The sequence below is a fragment of the Vibrio sp. 10N.261.51.A4 genome (assembly GCF_041471945.1).
In the GTDB taxonomy this organism is placed as follows: Bacteria; Pseudomonadota; Gammaproteobacteria; order Enterobacterales; family Vibrionaceae; genus Vibrio; species Vibrio crassostreae_C.
This window is the reverse complement of the sequence record NZ_JBFRPJ010000079.1, coordinates 68,919-86,428: the sequence shown is the minus strand read 5'-3', so window position 1 is coordinate 86,428 and position 17,510 is coordinate 68,919. Positions and strand designations below refer to the sequence as shown.

The following is a 17,510-nucleotide window of genomic DNA, read 5'->3' as shown; positions in this document are numbered from 1 at the left end:
CTTGCAAAGGATTTTGTATGCCTATTGATACCTTGATTACTATCGGCGTCTTTACTGCCGTCGCACTGTTATTTATCTTCGCTGGCGTAAAAACCGTTCCACAAGGCAACAACTGGACCGTTGAACGCTTCGGGCGATACACACACACCCTTAAACCGGGTCTTAACTTAATCATTCCATTTATTGATAAAGTTGGACAGCGCATCAGCATGATGGAGCGTGTTCTCGACATCCCAGCACAAGAAGTCATCTCCAAAGATAATGCAAATGTGGTTATCGATGCGGTTTGCTTTGTTCAAGTTATCGACGCGCCTAAGGCAGCTTATGAAGTGAATGACCTTGAACATGCGATCCGTAACTTAACCCTCACCAATATCCGTACTGTGCTTGGCTCGATGGAACTGGATGAGATGCTGAGTCAGCGTGACATGATCAATACCAAGCTACTGAACATCGTTGATGAAGCGACAAACCCTTGGGGTGTAAAAGTCACCCGTATCGAAATTAAAGACGTACAGCCACCAGCAGACCTTACTGCTGCGATGAATGCCCAGATGAAAGCCGAGCGTAATAAACGTGCTGATATCTTAGAAGCAGAAGGTGTACGACAAGCTGAGATCTTGAAAGCAGAAGGCCACAAGCAATCAGAGATCCTGAAAGCAGAAGGTGAGAAGCAAGCGGCAATATTGCAAGCAGAAGCCCGTGAGCGTGCCGCAGAAGCAGAAGCTAAAGCGACAGAAATGGTATCAACGGCAATTGCTCAAGGTGACATGCAAGCGGTCAATTACTTCATTGCACAAGGTTACACCGACGCATTGAAATCTATAGGCCAAGCTGAAAACGGCAAGATCATCATGCTACCACTCGAAGCAACTGGCCTTATGGGTTCTGTAGCGGGTATCGCGGAGATGTTTGCACATAAGAATGACAAAGGTAGTAAGGACTAACTTATGGTCGAATTACTAGAACAAGTAAACCACTGGCATTGGTTAGCGTTTGGTCTAGCATTGTTAGCGCTTGAGCTAATTGGAACCGCTGGTTACTTTTTATGGATAGGCATATCTGCCATGCTGGTCGGTGCCCTATTAGGAGCATTACCAATTGGTTGGCAGATGCAATGGCTGTCCTTTGCTAGCTTCTCTCTTATTACCACTTGGTTGTGGTGGAGAAGACAACTCTCGAATGACAAGCAATCGGATGCAGGGCGAGAGTTAAACCAAAGAGAAAAGCAATTGGTAGGTCAAACCGTTATTTTAAGTGAAGACGTAAAGAAAGGTAGCTGTCGAATTAAGTTCGGTGACTCTTCTTGGTCAGCAAAGGCCAGTCAAGATATTCCATCTGGAACCGAAATTAAGATTGTCGCTTTAGACGGAATCGTTCTAATAATAGAACCTTTATAAACAAGAGCTATATGAAGCCTGCATTTTCAATAAATGCAGGCTTTTTCTATTTTTGAACCTTAATAATATTCGAATTATCATTGTGATAGATTGAATTGAAAAAAAAATAAGTTCTTATTTCGTAAAGCTAAAAAGTTTGATTGAGCTAAAAAGGTATAAGAAAGCCAGATTTCTTACCCAATATATATATGAATAGTTAACCTTACTCTCGCTTATTTATAATTATTAAAAATGTTAAGTCCGTCCAATTTTTGAAATTTTCTTTTCCTTGTCCATACTTTCAATTATCTCAATTAGAGATAAACCTAATGGAGTTTGTATGAGACATTTTTTAATAATTCTAACGGCTATTTTCAGCTTGTCATTTGGAAGCGCTCTAGCGAGCAGTCAGTCTCCTGGTAACGGAAACATGGGGCCTATCGTTAAGTGTTCAGATGGTAACGCAGTCACTCATGTACCACTGTTGATCTGTAAACATTACGGCGGAAAGGTGCTGTGATAGGTGCTGTGATAGGTGATTAAAGTCAGGCTAGTAATGAAATTGCTGCCTGACGATTATTTAGAACTGGAATAACCTAACTGCGGCCAGATAGATTATTCAAGATAGGACATTCCGTTGAAGTATCTCCAGGGCAGTCATGTACCCAAGATTGTAGCTGCACCTTCATCTTGTTTAACTCCGCAAGCTTCAACTCTATTTCATCTAACTTCTGAGTAGCCTTCTTCTTTACTTCGTAGCTTTGTCTGTTGGGATTCATTGCCAACTCAACCAGTGACTTACACTCATCGAGAGTGAAACCAACCATTTTAGCTCTCAAAACGAACTCTAACTGTTCGATATGAATCTCGCCATATTGCCTGTAACCATTTTCTGATCGGTGCGGTGGGCTCATCATGCCTTTACTTTCGTAAAAACGAATGGATTTCGCTGTTGTACCAACACGCTTCGCTACTTCACCAATATTCACAATCTTACCTGTAAGCCTAAAATGAAAAACCGCAGTACTGCTGTTATACAATACTGCGGTTGAAAAACATAGCTAGAGACTTACGTTAGAAGCCTACTCTTGCTCTAATAGCCAAATCATAGTTTGAGATTTTTCTTCGCTGTTTAGCTTATTGAACCAATATGAAACCATTTCGATTTCTTTTGAGCCTTCTAGTGATGTTGGGGTAGCGTTTTTACGGTTCTTGAATGCCCAATCAGTCACAGCAGCTTGCTCTTCTTTTGTCGCTTGACCATACCAGTAATTAACCATCTCTTGAGCTTGAGACGCTTTTGGTTCTTCAGCAACTACAGCCGCAACAGGTACCGCAACCGGAGCAACAGCGATAGCCGTATGATTATTTGCACCGTTATAAATTGTGTCGATATACGCTTTCGGCACAATGAAAGTTGTACTCATCACTGAGTTTTGTCCATCAAGTGTAAATTCTAAATTCTTTTTTCTTGCTTGCTGGATGTCAGCTTCGCTCAATGGAAATTTAATATACTGAGTCTTTGTGCAGTGTTCGCTGCAGCTCTCTCTTGGAAGTTGTCTCTCTTCAAGGTCTATCGTCTTACCAAAAAAGCTAACGGTTTCGTATTCTTTATAGCTCTGGAAATAGCTTACATCCATGGTAATGGAAGATTCTGGAGCCGAATTCTGCGTTATTTCTTTGTTGTATGTAAAGTAGAGTGACGATTTCAGGATGTCTGCCCCGACATTCGCTTTACTTTCCGCTACATAAGATTGCCCAGTCACTTGAATGTAGCCACCTTTTGGCTGTACATCTGCAACTGAGTCTACAAAATTACTTTGTGAATCGAGTGAACTACAAGCTCCCAAAAATAATGATAATACGACTACACTAACTTTATTCATTATGACTAATTCCTTATGTTCACTATGGAAAAACGCTGGCAAACAAAATTTACCAGCGTTTTGATTTTTATCTAACTGTTTAAGCTAAAGATTCTAGCTTAGAAACCGTATTCAAGACCAACGCGAGTTACGATATCTGTATCAGCGTCACCAACAGTACGACCCGCTACACGTAGGTAAGGTACGAAACCGTTATGAACAGCCATTAACTGACCAGAAATAGTGTTGCTGTCTGAGTTAGCTTCTTTCTTACCGTTAAGTTCAGATTCTAAGTTCGCTGCGTAACCCAGTTTAAAGCCGATTGGACCGTTCCAGTATTGACCAATAATTGAGTAAGAATCTTGTGTTTGCTTACGGATGCCGTTATCTAGCTCTTCGCCTTTAAACGCAGCTGCAATACCAAAACCTGCAGGTAGGCTAGCTTCAAAACCAACGATGTACGCAAATGTATCGTCTTTAATTTCCGCAGCAGCAGCTACAGGGTCAATACCCGTCTCTGGGTTAAACTCAAAACCAGCATCAACAGCTGGAGTTACACGTGTACCAGATTCAACCGCACCCATTAATGTTACTTTCTCGAAGCTGTACTTAGCACTTGCGCCAACAAAGTTTGCGTCACGAGTTGCTGCACCACCACCGTTGTCGTTATCGTCACGACCAACAGAAGCTGCAAAAGAGAAACCGCCAAATTTAGCTGAATCGTAACGAACTTGGTTAGATTGACGATCGTAGTGACCGTTGATGCCGCCCCAATCGAATACAGAACCTAGACCAGGGTTAGAGAATGGCCAGTCGACGATTTCGTATAGTGGAGTAAGAACACGACCCACACGCAGGTTACCCCAAGAGCCAGAAGCACCAACGAACGTATCACGGAAACCAAGCACACCGCCTGAAACGCCGCCATGACCCCAGTCTGTGCTATCTACGTAGCCAGATTCAATCTGCATTGTGATTAATACGTCATCAAACATCTCTTTATGAGCACGGAAGCCGATACGAGATTCGTTCTCTACTGCGTAACCAGAGCTAGAGTCATTGTTATCAGTCGTGTTGTAGTTAACTAGAGAGATAGCTGCAACACCGTATACGTCAACGTTGAAATCAGAGTTGATACCAACTTCTTTCGCCATTACGCCTGTCGATAAAAGTGCAACGGATGCACCTAGTAGAGTACGTTTGAAAATTTTGTTTTCCATGGAATAAAACTCCTAAAAATGGATATAGCTGTTTGAATATTCCCCGCCTAAAGTTGGCCGCCGTAGAGAGAAATACCTTTTCTTGTTTGAGAACCCTAAACTCTGAATTCTCTATTTCCTTTCTGGTTATACACATCATGTGCATCCATGGCATTAAGACTAACTTCGCCCTCAAAAAGATCAATGAGAACTTAATTTTCATCTAAAAAAATATGAGTTGGTGCAAATTTAATAGGTACTTAGTGATCCAGATCGATAAATAGAAAAATCCTCACCAAAACAAAATCAACACCAATAAATTCAATAACTTGAGGTAATCATCACTTTGTAAAAATAGATATGACTCGCATTTTTTATACAACTACAATGGTATTTCATTAATATTGAGCAGCGTCACTGTCCTGATTTTAGAGTTCGTATAGGAACAAAATTCTCAACAATTAAAAAGCCCACATTTTTATATCAGAAACAAAAAAGGCACTCCCTTGAAATGAGTGCCTTTGAGCTTTTTTTATCTGTATTTACTTACGAAATAAGGGCTATTAGATCTTCTTCTGTTCTTATTTCGATACCTAAATCTTGTGCTTTAGTTAATTTAGAACCCGCAGCTTCACCGGCAAACAAGATGTCCGTTTTCTTCGATACGCTACCCGTCACTTTCGCACCTAATGCTTGTAACGCAGCTTTAGCTTCACTTCGACCTAATTGCGACAATGAGCCTGTTAACACAACGACTTTACCTTCTAATGGTAGCTCTTGGTCATCGGCAGCTTCTTCGATGATTGGCCAATTCACACCTAGCTCTATCAGCTGATCGACGACCGCTCTGTTTTTCTCTTGTGAGAAGAAGCTGGTGATATGGCTAGCAACGATGTCACCAATATCTGACACTTCAACTAATTGTTCATGAGTAGCTGCTTGAACCAGTTCCAACGTCTTAAAGTGTTGCGCTAAGTTCATCGCAGTCGCCTCACCGACTTCACGAATACCGAGTGAATAGAGGAAACGCGCTAACGTCGTGTCTTTAGCTTTATTCAACGCACTCACGACGTTCTGTGCCGATTTAGGCCCCATTCGGTCAAGAACAGTAATCACGCCAGCACTTAGCTTAAATAAATCAGCAGGTGTTTCGACCATTTCACGGTCCACAAGCTGCTCAATAACTTTCACGCCCAGTCCATCAACGTCTAGCGCCTTTCTAGAAACAAAGTGTTTAAGTGCTTCTTTACGCTGCGCCTGACAGACTAAACCGCCAGTACAACGCGCTACAGCTTCACCTTCTACACGCTCAACCGCAGAACTACATACTGGGCAAGCATCAGGGAAAACAATGTCTCTAGCCGTTTCAGGGCGACGATCTAGTACAACAGCCACTATTTGTGGAATAACGTCACCTGCACGGCGAATAATAACGCTGTCGCCTACCTTCACGCCTAAACGCGCAATCTCATCGGCATTGTGTAAAGTGGCATTGCTGACCGTCACGCCACCAACGAAGATAGGTTCAAGTTTAGCAACCGGCGTAATAGCGCCAGTACGGCCCACCTGAAATTCAACGTCATTGAGCAGTGTAATCTCTTCTTGAGCTGGGAACTTATAAGCAATTGCCCAACGTGGCGCTCGTGCAACAAAACCAAGCACTTCTTGAGCCGCGATATCGTCGACTTTGATAACAACGCCATCAATCTCGTAAGCCAGAGCATCACGACGAGTCATAATATCTTGGTAATAGGCTTTCACGTCTTCGAGAGAGCTCAGTTGCTTAGTCTCGGGGCACATAGGTAAGCCCCAACCTTTAAGCTGTAAAAAGCGTTGGTAGTGACTATTTGATAGCTCAGCGCCTTGTACAACACCGACACTGTATGCGTAGAAAGCTAGCGGACGTTTCGCAGTAATACGGGAATCAAGCTGACGCAGGCTACCTGCGGCGGCATTACGTGGGTTAACAAATACTTTCTCGCCTTTCTTCAACGCCATCTCATTCAACTTATCGAAACCCGCTTTTGGCATAAACACTTCGCCACGAACTTCAATACGCTGCGGCCAGCCTTCACCTTGTAACTTAAGTGGGATAGAGCTGATCGTACGCACGTTTTCAGTGATGTTTTCACCCGTCGCACCGTCACCACGTGTCGCAGCCTGAACTAAAATACCATTCACATAGAGTAGGCTAACTGCAAGGCCATCAAGCTTAGGTTCACAACAGAAAGTCTTGAGGTTAGCGGTTGGCGCTCTATCAGACATTCGCTTATTGAACGCATCCAAATCTTCATCAGAGAAAGCATTGTCCAGAGAAAGCATTGGGATCTCATGAGTCACTTGAGTGAAACCATCGAGAGGCTGACCACCAACACGTTGGCTCGGAGAATCTACCGTCACTAGTTCCGGGTTCTCTTCTTCGATCTTTAGCAATTGCTGCATTAATCGATCGTACTCGACATCAGGGATCTCAGGGCTATCTTCTACGTAATAACGAACGGCGTGATAATGCAGAGTTTCTCTTAACTGCTCTAAGGTAACTTGAATCGATTCTTTCATATCATTCTCTATCGTGATTGAAATATCAAAAAGGGCTCCCTTAGGAGCCCTTTTCTATAAATATAGATTATTTACAAGGCTAAACAATACGGCTAGGTATTCGATGCCGTCATAAAGTCTCTGATTTGCTTGCGGTAGTCAGATAAACGGTTTGGTGTCATTAAGTTGCGTGACTCATCCAACACGTTTCCGCCCATATCGTCGGCAATTTTCTGCGCCGTACTCAGCATCACATTGAAGTTTTGATCAGCTTGACCATAACAAGGCAACGTCATAAAGAACGAAATACCTTTAGTCGTGAAGTCAGCAGGATCATCATGTTCTAGCGTTCCTGGCTGCATCATGTTTGCAACGCTGAAAATAACCTTTGGTGCATCTGTAGATTGTGCAAAGCAGTGGTAGATAGACATCTCACCATAAGTTAAACCGTTGTTCTCCATGCTGCGGAAAAGTTCAGTACCAACGAATGGGATCTCTCCAGCACAGTGAACATTAAGAACGATCACTTCTAAACCAAGTTCTTCATCTGGTTTTGCTTCTTCAACAGTCGCACTTTGCGGAGTCACGACTTCTTTCGCTACAACTGGCTCTCTTTGAGTAAGCGTTTCGTTTGGAACGACTGGCTCATCAACTGTTTCAGAAGGCTCTTCAAACGAACCGTACTGCTCTTTAAAGCCGGCATGGTTTTCTTTTTGCTCGTCAGTCAACTCAAAGCTTGGAACTTCAGGCTCAACGTCCTTCTCTTCCTCAATCACTTCAGGTTCACTTTCAACCTTAATTGGGTCTTCTACGCTGAAAGAAGGAAGATCATTTAATTCGATATCATCTTCGTAAGCTTCTTTCGCTTGTGGCGCTGTTAGCGGATCTGAGTCGATCAGCGGATCAGTATCAGAGGGTGAAACAGCAAAATCCGGCTCTTTACGTTCTTTTCGGATTATCTCAAAATCATCTTCTGGGGCGAATGAACGGTTTGGAATAGTTTCTGCTTCATCTAAGCTGTCGTTATCAAGCTTACCGAGCGGCTTATCTCCAAACTTTGCTTTCCCTTCTTTTTTACTCGTCCATAGACCATGGAACAATAATGCGGCGATAGCTAATGCGCCAACAATAATGAGTACAAATCGCAATTCCTGCATTTTTCGCTCTCAGCTTTCTTAGTCAACTAGCTATAAACACGCTGTCACTAAGTTGGGTTAATTTGGCTAATCTCACTACTCTATCAAAAGTAGCCACTGTTTTAGAACAACTTAATACAATTAGTTCCTTACATGGTGTGATTTTCACCACGCTTTTTTTCTTAATTTCGGTCGAGTACACTAGACATGTTTGCTATTTAACCAAATTCACATGTGACCTAATTTAAATATGACTATTGAATCTGTTCCCCGCTCCGGCTTTGGCTATTTTATTTTCGGAATAAAAATCGCTTTATCACCGAGCATTCGTAAGTTTGTACTAATGCCACTTATCGCGAACGTGTTACTCGTTGGTGGTGCCTTGTTTTATATCTTCTCCAACCTAAACACTTGGATTGAAGGTTGGATTGGTGCATTGCCAAGTTTCTTGTCGTGGTTGTCATACATTTTATGGCCATTACTTGTGTTAACCGTCTTGGCCACATTCTCGTATTTCTTTAGCACGCTCGCTAACTTCATTGCCGCACCGTTCAACGGTTTACTCGCGGAAAAAGTTGAAGAGTTGTTGAGCGGTAAAAAAGTTAATGACGATGGTTTACTTGATGTCCTCAAAGATACCCCACGTATATTAGCGAGAGAATGGCGCAAGCTTGTCTACATTCTGCCAAAAGCGATCGGTTTATTCCTACTTTTGTTAATTCCAGCACTAGGGCAAACCGTTGCTCCGTTTTTATGGTTCATTTTCACAGCATGGATGTTAGCGATTCAATACGCCGACTACCCGTTCGATAACCATAAAATCAAATTTGATGACATGAGAAACAATTTGAAACAAAAACAAGGTAAGAGCTACAGCTTTGGCGCGCTTGTTTCTGTGTTCACTACTATTCCAATTTTAAACCTGATTGTGATGCCCGTTGCCGTTTGTGGCGCGACAGCAATGTGGGTTGCTGAGTTTAAAGACCAAGCTCTACGTTCTCGTCTATAGTTCTCGTCTCTAACCCTTTCTACACTTCCTAGTTTCGCCTATCTTTTTGAAGTTCTGATTTCAATAAAGATAGGCGTCAATTCTGCTACATATCTATATGATATAACTTTTTAATCCTTTTACCTTTTTTTCAACTTGTTTAATCTAAATTCAAGCTGAACAAACATCGAAAGACACTAGACGGTAAAGTGATTGATATACTACGTTTAGTTCTGTCATTAAATGAAGGAATATCGCATGAGCAAGATCTACGAAGACAACACCCTAACGATTGGTAACACACCTCTAGTCCGCCTTAACAAAGTAAGCAAAGGTAACGTCCTAGCTAAGATCGAAGCTCGTAACCCAAGCTTCAGTGTTAAGTGCCGTATCGGTTCTAATATGATCTGGGAAGCAGAAAAAGCAGGTACGCTTAAGCCAGGTATCGAGCTTGTTGAACCTACCAGTGGTAACACAGGTGTTGCACTTGCATTCGTAGCAGCAGCACGCGGTTACAAACTAACGCTAACTATGCCTGAATCAATGAGCCTAGAACGTCGTAAGCTGCTTAAAGCGCTTGGCGCAAACCTTGTGCTAACTGAAGCACCAAAAGGCATGAACGGCGCGATTGCTAAAGCAGAAGAGATTGTTGCTTCAGACCCAGACAAATACCTACTACTTCAACAGTTCAACAACCCTGCTAACCCACAGATTCACGAGCAGACGACTGGTCCTGAAATTTGGGAAGCAACAGACGGCGAAATCGACGTGTTTGTAGCGGGTGTTGGTACGGGCGGTACTATCACTGGTACGAGTCGTTACATTAAAGGTGAAAAAGGCAAAGCGATTACTTCAGTCGCGGTTGAGCCGGCTGAGTCTCCAGTGATTGCACAGGCACTTGCAGGTGAAGAAATCAAACCAGCTCCACACAAAATTCAAGGTATCGGTGCAGGTTTCATCCCTGGAAACCTAGATTTAGAGATTATTGACCGTGTTGAATCGGTAACTTCTGAAGAAGCGATTGAGATGGCTCAACGCCTAATGAAAGAAGAAGGTATTCTTGCAGGCATCTCATCTGGCGCGGCAGTTGTAGCAGCAAACAGAATCGCCGAACTACCTGAATTTGCAGGAAAAACTATCGTTACTGTACTACCAAGCTCTGGTGAGCGTTACCTAAGCACAGCCCTATTTGCTGGCATCTTTACGGAAAAAGAGAACCAACAATAATATGTGGTCAAATCAATTTTTCGTCCAAAAAAGCCCCGTTTAGGGGCTTTTTTGTTGATCCCTGCCCCACCTTTGGTAATATCAGGTCTGTTTTATTTTTCGCTTCAAAATAAAAGAAGCAATAAACAAATTCTGAAAGTCATGAGTACTCAGCAAAAGACGACCATGGCTGGATAAAAATTTATAACCAGTCTAAGTTCTAACACGAACATGGCGTACTAGCCTCTAGCGCATTTGGGCTAAAGCAGTTAAGCTAATCTGGTTACAAACTTACAAAAAATAAATTAATTGGGGTATATAAAATGTACGAGAAGCAAGTAGAAATCACAGCAGAAAACGGTCTTCACACTCGTCCAGCTGCACAGTTCGTTAAAGAAGCAAAATCTTTCGACGCTGACATCACAGTGACTTCTAACGGCAAAAGCGCTAGCGCGAAAAGCCTGTTCAAACTACAAACTTTAGGCCTAGTAAAAGGTACTAACGTTACTATTTCAGCTGAAGGTCCTCAAGCTCAGCAAGCAGTAGACCACCTAGTTGCTCTTATGGATCAACTACACTAATACGGTCTCCTTCTTTCAAAGCCATTTTGCATAGCAAAGTGGCTTTGTTCGAAATAGATAGGAATAAGCGCGACATTAGTCGACGACTTAAAGTCACACACTCTCCCGTTTACAGTTGAACAACTAAGGTAAGGCTATGATTTCAGGCATCCTAGCATCTCCCGGTATTGCTTTCGGTAAAGCACTACTACTTCAAGAAGATGAAATTGTCCTAAACACTCAATCTATCTCTGACGACCAAGTTGAAGCAGAAGTACAGCGTTTCTTTGACGCTCGTAACAAATCTTCTCAACAGCTTGAAGTTGTTAAGCAAAAAGCACTTGAAACTTTTGGCGAAGAAAAAGAAGCAATCTTTGAAGGCCACATCATGCTGCTTGAAGATGAAGAGCTAGAAGAAGAGATTTTAGCACTCATCAAGAAAGAAAAAATGCACGCAGACAACGCGATCCACACTGTGATCGAAGAGCAAGCTTGTGCGCTTGAATCTCTTGATGATGAGTACCTAAAAGAACGTGCAACTGATATCCGCGATATCGGTACTCGTTTCGTTAAAAATGCTCTAGGCATCAACATTGTGTCTCTATCAGACATCAGTGAAGAAGTTATCCTAGTAGCTTACGACCTAACGCCATCTGAAACTGCACAAATCAACCTAGACTACGTTCTTGGTTTCGCTTGTGACATCGGCGGTCGTACATCTCATACTTCAATCATGGCACGTTCTCTTGAGCTTCCAGCTATCGTTGGTACTAACGATATCACTAAGCAAGTTAAGAACGGCGACATGCTTGTGCTAGACGCGATGAACAACAAAATCATCATCAACCCTTCTGAAGCTGAATTAGCAGAAGCTAAGAAAATCAAAGCAGATTTTGAAGCAGAAGCGGCTGAACTAGCAAAACTAAAAGATTTGCATGCTGAAACTCTAGACGGTCACCGTGTAGAAGTTTGCGGCAACATCGGTACAGTAAAAGACTGTGACGGTATCCTGCGTAACGGCGGTGAAGGCGTTGGTCTGTACCGTACTGAATTCCTATTTATGGACCGTGACGCGCTTCCTACTGAAGAAGAGCAATACGTTGCTTACAAAGAAGTAGCAGAAGCAATGGAAGGCGAGTCAGTGATTATCCGTACTATGGATATCGGTGGCGACAAAGACCTACCATACATGGACCTTCCACAAGAGATGAACCCTTTCCTAGGCTGGCGTGCAGTACGTATCAGCTTGGATCGTCGTGAAATCCTACGTGACCAACTACGTGGCATCCTACGTGCGTCTGCACACGGTAAACTACGTATCATGTTCCCAATGATCATTTCTGTTGAAGAGATCCGTGAACTGAAAAAAGCAATCGAAGAGTACAAAGTTGAACTTCGCGCTGAAGGCCTAGCTTTCGATGAAGAAATCGAAATCGGCGTAATGGTTGAGACTCCAGCAGCTGCTGCAATCGCACACCACCTAGCGAAAGAAGTATCTTTCTTCTCTATCGGTACTAACGACCTAACGCAATACACTCTTGCGGTAGACCGTGGTAACGAAATGATTTCTCACCTATACAACCCACTATCTCCTGCTGTTCTTACAGTAATCAAGCAAGTGATCGACGCATCACACGCTGAAGGTAAGTGGACTGGTATGTGTGGTGAGCTTGCTGGTGATGAGCGTGCAACGCTACTTCTTCTTGGTATGGGTCTAGATGAGTTCTCTATGAGCGGTATCTCTATCCCTAAAGTTAAGAAAGTAATCCGTAACTCTAACTTCGCTGAAGTTAAAGCTATGGCTGACGAAGCACTATCTCTACCAACAGCTGCTGAAATTGAAGCTTGCGTAGAAAAGTTCATCGCTGAGAAAACTCAGTAATCGCCAATCGCTTAATAACGTTAGACGGCTAAAAATAGTCGTCTAATTTGTTAGATTGGTATAGTATATTCTACAGAATAAAACTAAACGTTAGGAGCATGACACAATGGGTCTGTTTGACAAACTGAAAAAGCTTGTATCTGATGACAGCGCTGATGCTGGTGCAATCGAAATCATCGCACCTCTTTCTGGTGAAATCGTAAACATCGAAGATGTGCCAGATGTAGTTTTCGCTGAAAAAATCGTTGGTGACGGCATCGCGATCAAACCAGCTGGCGACAAAATGGTAGCTCCAGTTAACGGTACTATCGGTAAGATCTTCGAAACTAACCACGCATTCTCTATCGAGTCTGACGACGGTGTTGAGCTTTTCGTTCACTTCGGTATCGATACTGTTGAACTTAAAGGCGAAGGCTTCACTCGTGTAGCTGAAGAAGGTCAATCTGTTAAAGCTGGTGACACTATCATCACTTTCGACCTAGCGCTTCTAGAAGAGAAAGCAAAATCTACGCTTACTCCAGTTGTTATCTCTAACATGGACGAAATCAAAGAGCTGAACAAGCTTTCTGGTTCTGTAACTGTTGGCGAAACTCCAGTTCTTAAAGTAACTAAGTAATCTCGATTACTTATCTGCTTTAATTAAAACGCTACCTAAGGGTGGCGTTTTTTGTGCCTGTTATATTGCTCGAGTTCCTTAAACAACAGTTCTGATTACTACTCCCACCTTGCTGTAAACAATCCCTCAATAAGCCACAGTAATCCCAATCCTTAATTACCGACTAACACCTACTTTGTATTAAACCAAGTTAAACGCCATTCTAGGCGCTGCTACCGCACGTTAAATCACGGGGGATGACTTCAGGCAGACAACAATTCTCTGATATCTCGCTCGACTCGATTCTGAGATGACGACTAAAGACTTCGATTCAGGTAAACAATGGATCAATACCACCCAATCGTCGTCCTTCGCTCACCAAATAACAGGCAATAAAAAACCCAGCCGAAGCTGGGTCTGTTTAGCGCTCATCTCTCACCACGAGCTAATTTGTGGAAGCCTAACGTCAACACTATCGGTCAACGTGGCTTTTCAATCGATTAACCTAGTAGGCTAAGTGCCGAGTTCGGTGCTTGCTTCGCTTGAGCAAGAATCGAGCTTGAAGCTTGAGAAAGGATCTGAGACTTAGTCATCTGAGTCGTTTCTTTCGCGAAGTCGGTATCTTTAATACGGCTCTTAGATGCGTTAACGTTCTCGTTAATGTTGTCTAAGTTGCTGATAGCGTGATCGAAACGGTTTTGGAAAGCACCTAGCTCAGCACGGTGACTGTCTACATACTTAAGGGCCGCATCGATTACTGCTACAGACTCTTGTGCGCCGCCAACAGATGTTACGTCGATAGTATCAACCGTTACGTCTTTAGCTGCTTGAATACCTAGCTCGCCCGCAAGACCGCCAGAGAAAGACACATCGCCGCTCACTTTGTTGTTGCCTGTGAACATTTGTAGCTTGCCGTCTTCAGTAACAGACGCTTTAACAGAATCTTGTTGACCGTTGATGTAAGTCGCTAGCTCTTCGATGTCATCACCCGCTTTTGCGCTGATGTCGATTTCTTGTGCTTGGCCGAAGTTGTCAGTGAACGACAGTTTTAGGTCGTTAGAGCCCGCTTGAACGTTCCAGTCTTTGTCTTTCGCGTTCTCAGTTTGGTAGCTCTTACCACCCATCTGAGCGTTATCAGAGCGCATGTCTTTCAGTTGAAGCATTACCGCTTCACCGTTGTCCGCACCGATTTGGAATGACTGAGTTCCGTAAGTGCCATTAATGAGTTTGTTACCACCGAAAGATGTGGTTTCTGCGATACGGTTAAGTTCATTGTTAAGCGCAGTTACTTCTTCTTGAATCGCTACACGCTCAGATTTTGAGTTTGAGCCGTTTGAAGACTGTAGAGACAAATCACGCATACGTTGCAGGATGTTCGTTGTCTCGTTCATTGCACCTTCAGCAGTTTGTGCAATAGAGATACCGTCGTTCGCGTTACGTACAGCAACATCAAGACCACGGCTCTGAACGTTCAAACGGTTCGAGATTTGTAGGCCCGCAGCGTCATCTTTTGCGCTGTTGATTTTTGAGCCAGAAGCTAGACGCTCCATTGATGTTTGTTGTGCGCTGTTTGCGTTGTTTAGGTAACGTTGCGCTGTCATCGCTGAAACGTTTGTATTTACATTCACTGCCATGGTGATTTCTCCAATTGATTTTCCGGTATAGCGGTTTCCGACGTCTCGGAAAACCAAGTAGTTCTCTCAAAGTTACTTTTAATAACGGCGTGATTGGCGAAACCTTTAGGAAAAAAACAACAAATTTAAAGAAATAGCGGTAAAACAGAAGAAAGCGTGACTGGTCGTAAAATTATCGAAAAAAGATGAGAAAATCGCTAAAGTTGCCGGGAAGTCAGTCGAGTGAGAAATTGTATTTTTATTCGCCAAAAAGCACCGACCAAGCTGAAATGCTTTTATAAGATTGTAGGTAATTCATTAACCTAATAACGTTAAAGCTAGATTCGGCGCTTGCTTGGCTTGAGCGAGTATCGTTGTGCTCACTTGCTGCAGTATTTGTTGCTTGAGCATTTGAGTGGTTTCTTTGGCGTAGTCGGTATCTTTGATTCGACTGTTTGATGTCGCCAAATTCTCATGAACGTTTTCAAGATTGTTAATGGCATGATCAAAGCGGTTTTGCATTGCCCCTAATTCAGAGCGATGGCTATCCACGTACTTCATCGCGGTATCTAAAATAGAAACAGCACGCTGCGCACCACCCACATCCGTCACATTGATGTCATTAACTGACTCGTAATAGCCCGCTGACATCGAAAGCTCACTGGCTAATGAACCTGAAAAAGAGATGGTACCCGCGGTATCTTCACCTGACATATAAATCTGAAGTTGTCCGTCATCATTAACAGAAGCCGATAAGAGATCCGTTTGACCATTAATGTAAGTCGCCAACTCTTCGATATCATCGCCCGCTTTCGCATTAATGGTGATCTCTTGAGGCTGACCAAAACGATCCGTAAACGACATCGTCATATCATTCTGGTTTGATTTCACTTCCCATGAATCACTGGCCATGCCATTAGCAACGTAGCTAAAGCCGCCCATGTTGATGTCATCAGTACGCATGCTTTTCAAACCAATCTGCACAGCTTCGCCCGAACTGCCGCCGATTTGAAACGAGGTGTGCCCAAAACTGCCGTTAAGGAGTTTTTTACCACCGAATGAAGTGGTTTCGGCAATTCGATTCAGCTCGTCATTTAACGCGGTGACTTCTTCTTGAATAGCGATTCGTTCCGATGAACTATTCGAGCCGTTACTCGCTTGTAGGGATAAGTCTCGCATGCGCTGCATGATATTAGTGGTTTCATTCATCGCCCCTTCTGCAGTCTGCATAATGGAGATACCGTCGTTAGCATTTCGAACAGCAACATCAATGCCACTCATCTGTGCTTCTAATCGATTTGAGATCTGTAAGCCAGCCGCATCGTCTTTTGCACTATTAATACGGCTCCCTGAAGCTAAGCGCTCCAAAGATTGGTTCAGCATGTTGTTAGCATTAGAGAGGTTTCTCTGGGCCACCAGCGCTGAGACATTTGTATTAACAGTTATAGCCATAGACCTTCGCTTACAAAAAGATGAATAAAACTCACGATTGCTCTTATATCGACCAGTTCATATAAAGCTTTAATAAAAAAGGAGCCCTGAGGCTCCCTTTCTTTGCTGCAGATGAGGTGATTTACTTAATCGTTAATACACTCAACATGTCAGTTGAAGGTGCAAAGTAGTAAGCGCCAGTCACTGCTTTGGTAAAGCGAAGCAGTTGGTCTGTTTTGCCATCTGTTGTGCCGTACATGCTCTCTAACATCGCATCGAAGTTATGACGAACGTTACAGTAAGCAATGAACAATAAGCCGTGGTCGCCCGTAGCAGTACCGTAAGGTAGACTGTGGCGAACAATCTTAAGCCCCTTGCCTTCTTCTTTGATATCCACACGGCCAACGTGAGACGCCGCAGGAACATCATCTAACTCAATTGAATCAGGTTTAGTTCGGCCAATCACTTTCTCTTGTGCCGACACATTCAAGCGATTCCAAGCTGGCAGATTGTGCACAAAACGCTGCACCATTACATAACTACCACCAGCGAATTCACCCTCAGGCACAATAGCAACTTCAGCACGTTGTGCGTCTTTCGGGTTTTCAGTGCCATCAACAAAGTCTGTCATGTCACGAGAGTCTAGGAAGCGATAACCATAAGTTTCATCAACCACTTCAACATCAGCTGCTACTTCAGATAGCAATTTACGCAAGATAAAGAAGTGCAGATCATGTCGGTTTGAATGACAGTGAATCAGAACGTCAGACAGTGTGCTCGGTGCTGTGATATCACCTTCACCCAGCACAGGGAAGTCGATCAAATCAGCGGGCGCTGCTTGCTCGAACCTATCCCAAAAAGCTTTTGAGAACGCAACCGATGCCGTTAAGTTCGCATCAGGCTGAGTTTGGTTTAGTTCGTCGATTAGAGTCGGAAGCTTTTGAATTTCTGCTAGTACATTAGCAGTATTAGCGTTCACTTTAAGTTGAACGTAAAGCGCGAAAGGCCCAGCTTCAGGCAAAATAGCACTTTGAACGTTAGGCTGCTCATTTGAAACATTAAGCATAGATTATTCCTTCCAGTTTTAGCTTCTAAGTATAATTGTGAATGGGACAAAT

At 43.2% G+C, this 17,510-nt stretch carries 16 protein-coding genes; 8 read left to right on the top strand and 8 right to left on the bottom strand.

Annotation, left to right across the window (positions count from 1 at the left end; translation table 11 throughout):
- Nucleotides 1-17 precede the first annotated feature (17 nt).
- The 3 genes from AB4384_RS17535 (at nucleotide 18) to AB4384_RS17525 (ending at nucleotide 1,899) form a co-directional block, all read left to right on the top strand.
- Nucleotides 18-947, top strand: coding sequence for an SPFH domain-containing protein (locus AB4384_RS17535; RefSeq protein ID WP_017063395.1), 930 nt, complete (start codon nucleotides 18-20; stop codon nucleotides 945-947).
- A 3-nt stretch (nucleotides 948-950) separates the two neighbouring features.
- Nucleotides 951-1,400 (top strand): NfeD family protein, encoded by a 450-nt coding sequence (locus AB4384_RS17530; protein WP_017061926.1) that lies wholly within the window; start codon nucleotides 951-953, stop codon nucleotides 1,398-1,400.
- A 319-nt stretch (nucleotides 1,401-1,719) separates the two neighbouring features.
- Nucleotides 1,720-1,899: a hypothetical protein gene (locus tag AB4384_RS17525; protein WP_017061927.1), complete on the top strand. Its 180-nt coding sequence runs from the start codon at nucleotides 1,720-1,722 to the stop codon at nucleotides 1,897-1,899.
- 76 nt (nucleotides 1,900-1,975) lie between these two features.
- On the opposite strand, the gene cueR is transcribed toward AB4384_RS17525, so the two are convergent.
- From cueR to zipA, 5 genes are all read right to left on the bottom strand, one after another.
- Nucleotides 1,976-2,368, bottom strand: a complete 393-nt coding sequence (gene cueR, locus AB4384_RS17520) for a Cu(I)-responsive transcriptional regulator (RefSeq protein WP_017061928.1) — start codon at nucleotides 2,366-2,368, stop codon at nucleotides 1,976-1,978.
- A gap of 93 nt (nucleotides 2,369-2,461) precedes the next feature.
- Nucleotides 2,462-3,265, bottom strand: coding sequence for a DUF2057 family protein (locus AB4384_RS17515; protein WP_065583820.1), 804 nt, complete (start codon nucleotides 3,263-3,265; stop codon nucleotides 2,462-2,464).
- Between the two features lie 98 nt (nucleotides 3,266-3,363).
- Nucleotides 3,364-4,464: a porin gene (locus tag AB4384_RS17510; RefSeq protein WP_372129878.1), complete on the bottom strand. Its 1,101-nt coding sequence runs from the start codon at nucleotides 4,462-4,464 to the stop codon at nucleotides 3,364-3,366.
- A gap of 525 nt (nucleotides 4,465-4,989) precedes the next feature.
- Entirely contained in the window at nucleotides 4,990-7,002 is a 2,013-nt protein-coding gene (ligA, locus tag AB4384_RS17505; protein ID WP_372100960.1) for an NAD-dependent DNA ligase LigA, read from the bottom strand.
- Nucleotides 7,003-7,094: 92 nt separating this feature from the next.
- Complete coding sequence (gene zipA / locus AB4384_RS17500) at nucleotides 7,095-8,138, bottom strand: cell division protein ZipA (protein WP_372129877.1); 1,044 nt, start codon at nucleotides 8,136-8,138, stop codon at nucleotides 7,095-7,097.
- A gap of 229 nt (nucleotides 8,139-8,367) precedes the next feature.
- Between zipA and cysZ the strand changes: the two genes are divergently transcribed.
- The 5 genes from cysZ (at nucleotide 8,368) to crr (ending at nucleotide 13,369) form a co-directional block, all read left to right on the top strand.
- Entirely contained in the window at nucleotides 8,368-9,126 is a 759-nt protein-coding gene (gene cysZ, locus AB4384_RS17495; RefSeq protein WP_029235129.1) for a sulfate transporter CysZ, read from the top strand.
- Nucleotides 9,127-9,363: 237 nt separating this feature from the next.
- Nucleotides 9,364-10,332 (top strand): cysteine synthase A, encoded by a 969-nt coding sequence (gene cysK, locus AB4384_RS17490; RefSeq protein ID WP_017061934.1) that lies wholly within the window; start codon nucleotides 9,364-9,366, stop codon nucleotides 10,330-10,332.
- Nucleotides 10,333-10,634: 302 nt separating this feature from the next.
- Nucleotides 10,635-10,892, top strand: a complete 258-nt coding sequence (locus tag AB4384_RS17485; RefSeq protein WP_004734263.1) for an HPr family phosphocarrier protein — start codon at nucleotides 10,635-10,637, stop codon at nucleotides 10,890-10,892.
- A gap of 136 nt (nucleotides 10,893-11,028) precedes the next feature.
- A complete protein-coding gene (ptsI, locus tag AB4384_RS17480; RefSeq protein WP_017063391.1) occupies nucleotides 11,029-12,753 on the top strand; it encodes a phosphoenolpyruvate-protein phosphotransferase PtsI in 1,725 nt (574 codons plus the stop codon).
- 106 nt (nucleotides 12,754-12,859) lie between these two features.
- Nucleotides 12,860-13,369 carry a PTS glucose transporter subunit IIA gene (gene crr, locus AB4384_RS17475; protein WP_004737851.1) on the top strand — a complete coding sequence of 170 codons (510 nt, stop codon included), beginning with the start codon at nucleotides 12,860-12,862 and terminating at the stop codon, nucleotides 13,367-13,369.
- A gap of 479 nt (nucleotides 13,370-13,848) precedes the next feature.
- Here crr and AB4384_RS17470 read toward each other — a convergent pair whose 3' ends face one another.
- From AB4384_RS17470 to AB4384_RS17460, 3 genes are all read right to left on the bottom strand, one after another.
- A complete protein-coding gene (locus AB4384_RS17470) occupies nucleotides 13,849-14,982 on the bottom strand; it encodes a flagellin (RefSeq protein ID WP_372129876.1) in 1,134 nt (377 codons plus the stop codon).
- Between the two features lie 297 nt (nucleotides 14,983-15,279).
- A complete protein-coding gene (locus tag AB4384_RS17465; protein WP_017063389.1) occupies nucleotides 15,280-16,413 on the bottom strand; it encodes a flagellin in 1,134 nt (377 codons plus the stop codon).
- Between the two features lie 121 nt (nucleotides 16,414-16,534).
- Entirely contained in the window at nucleotides 16,535-17,458 is a 924-nt protein-coding gene (locus tag AB4384_RS17460; RefSeq protein WP_017060695.1) for a Dyp-type peroxidase, read from the bottom strand.
- Nucleotides 17,459-17,510 lie beyond the last annotated feature (52 nt).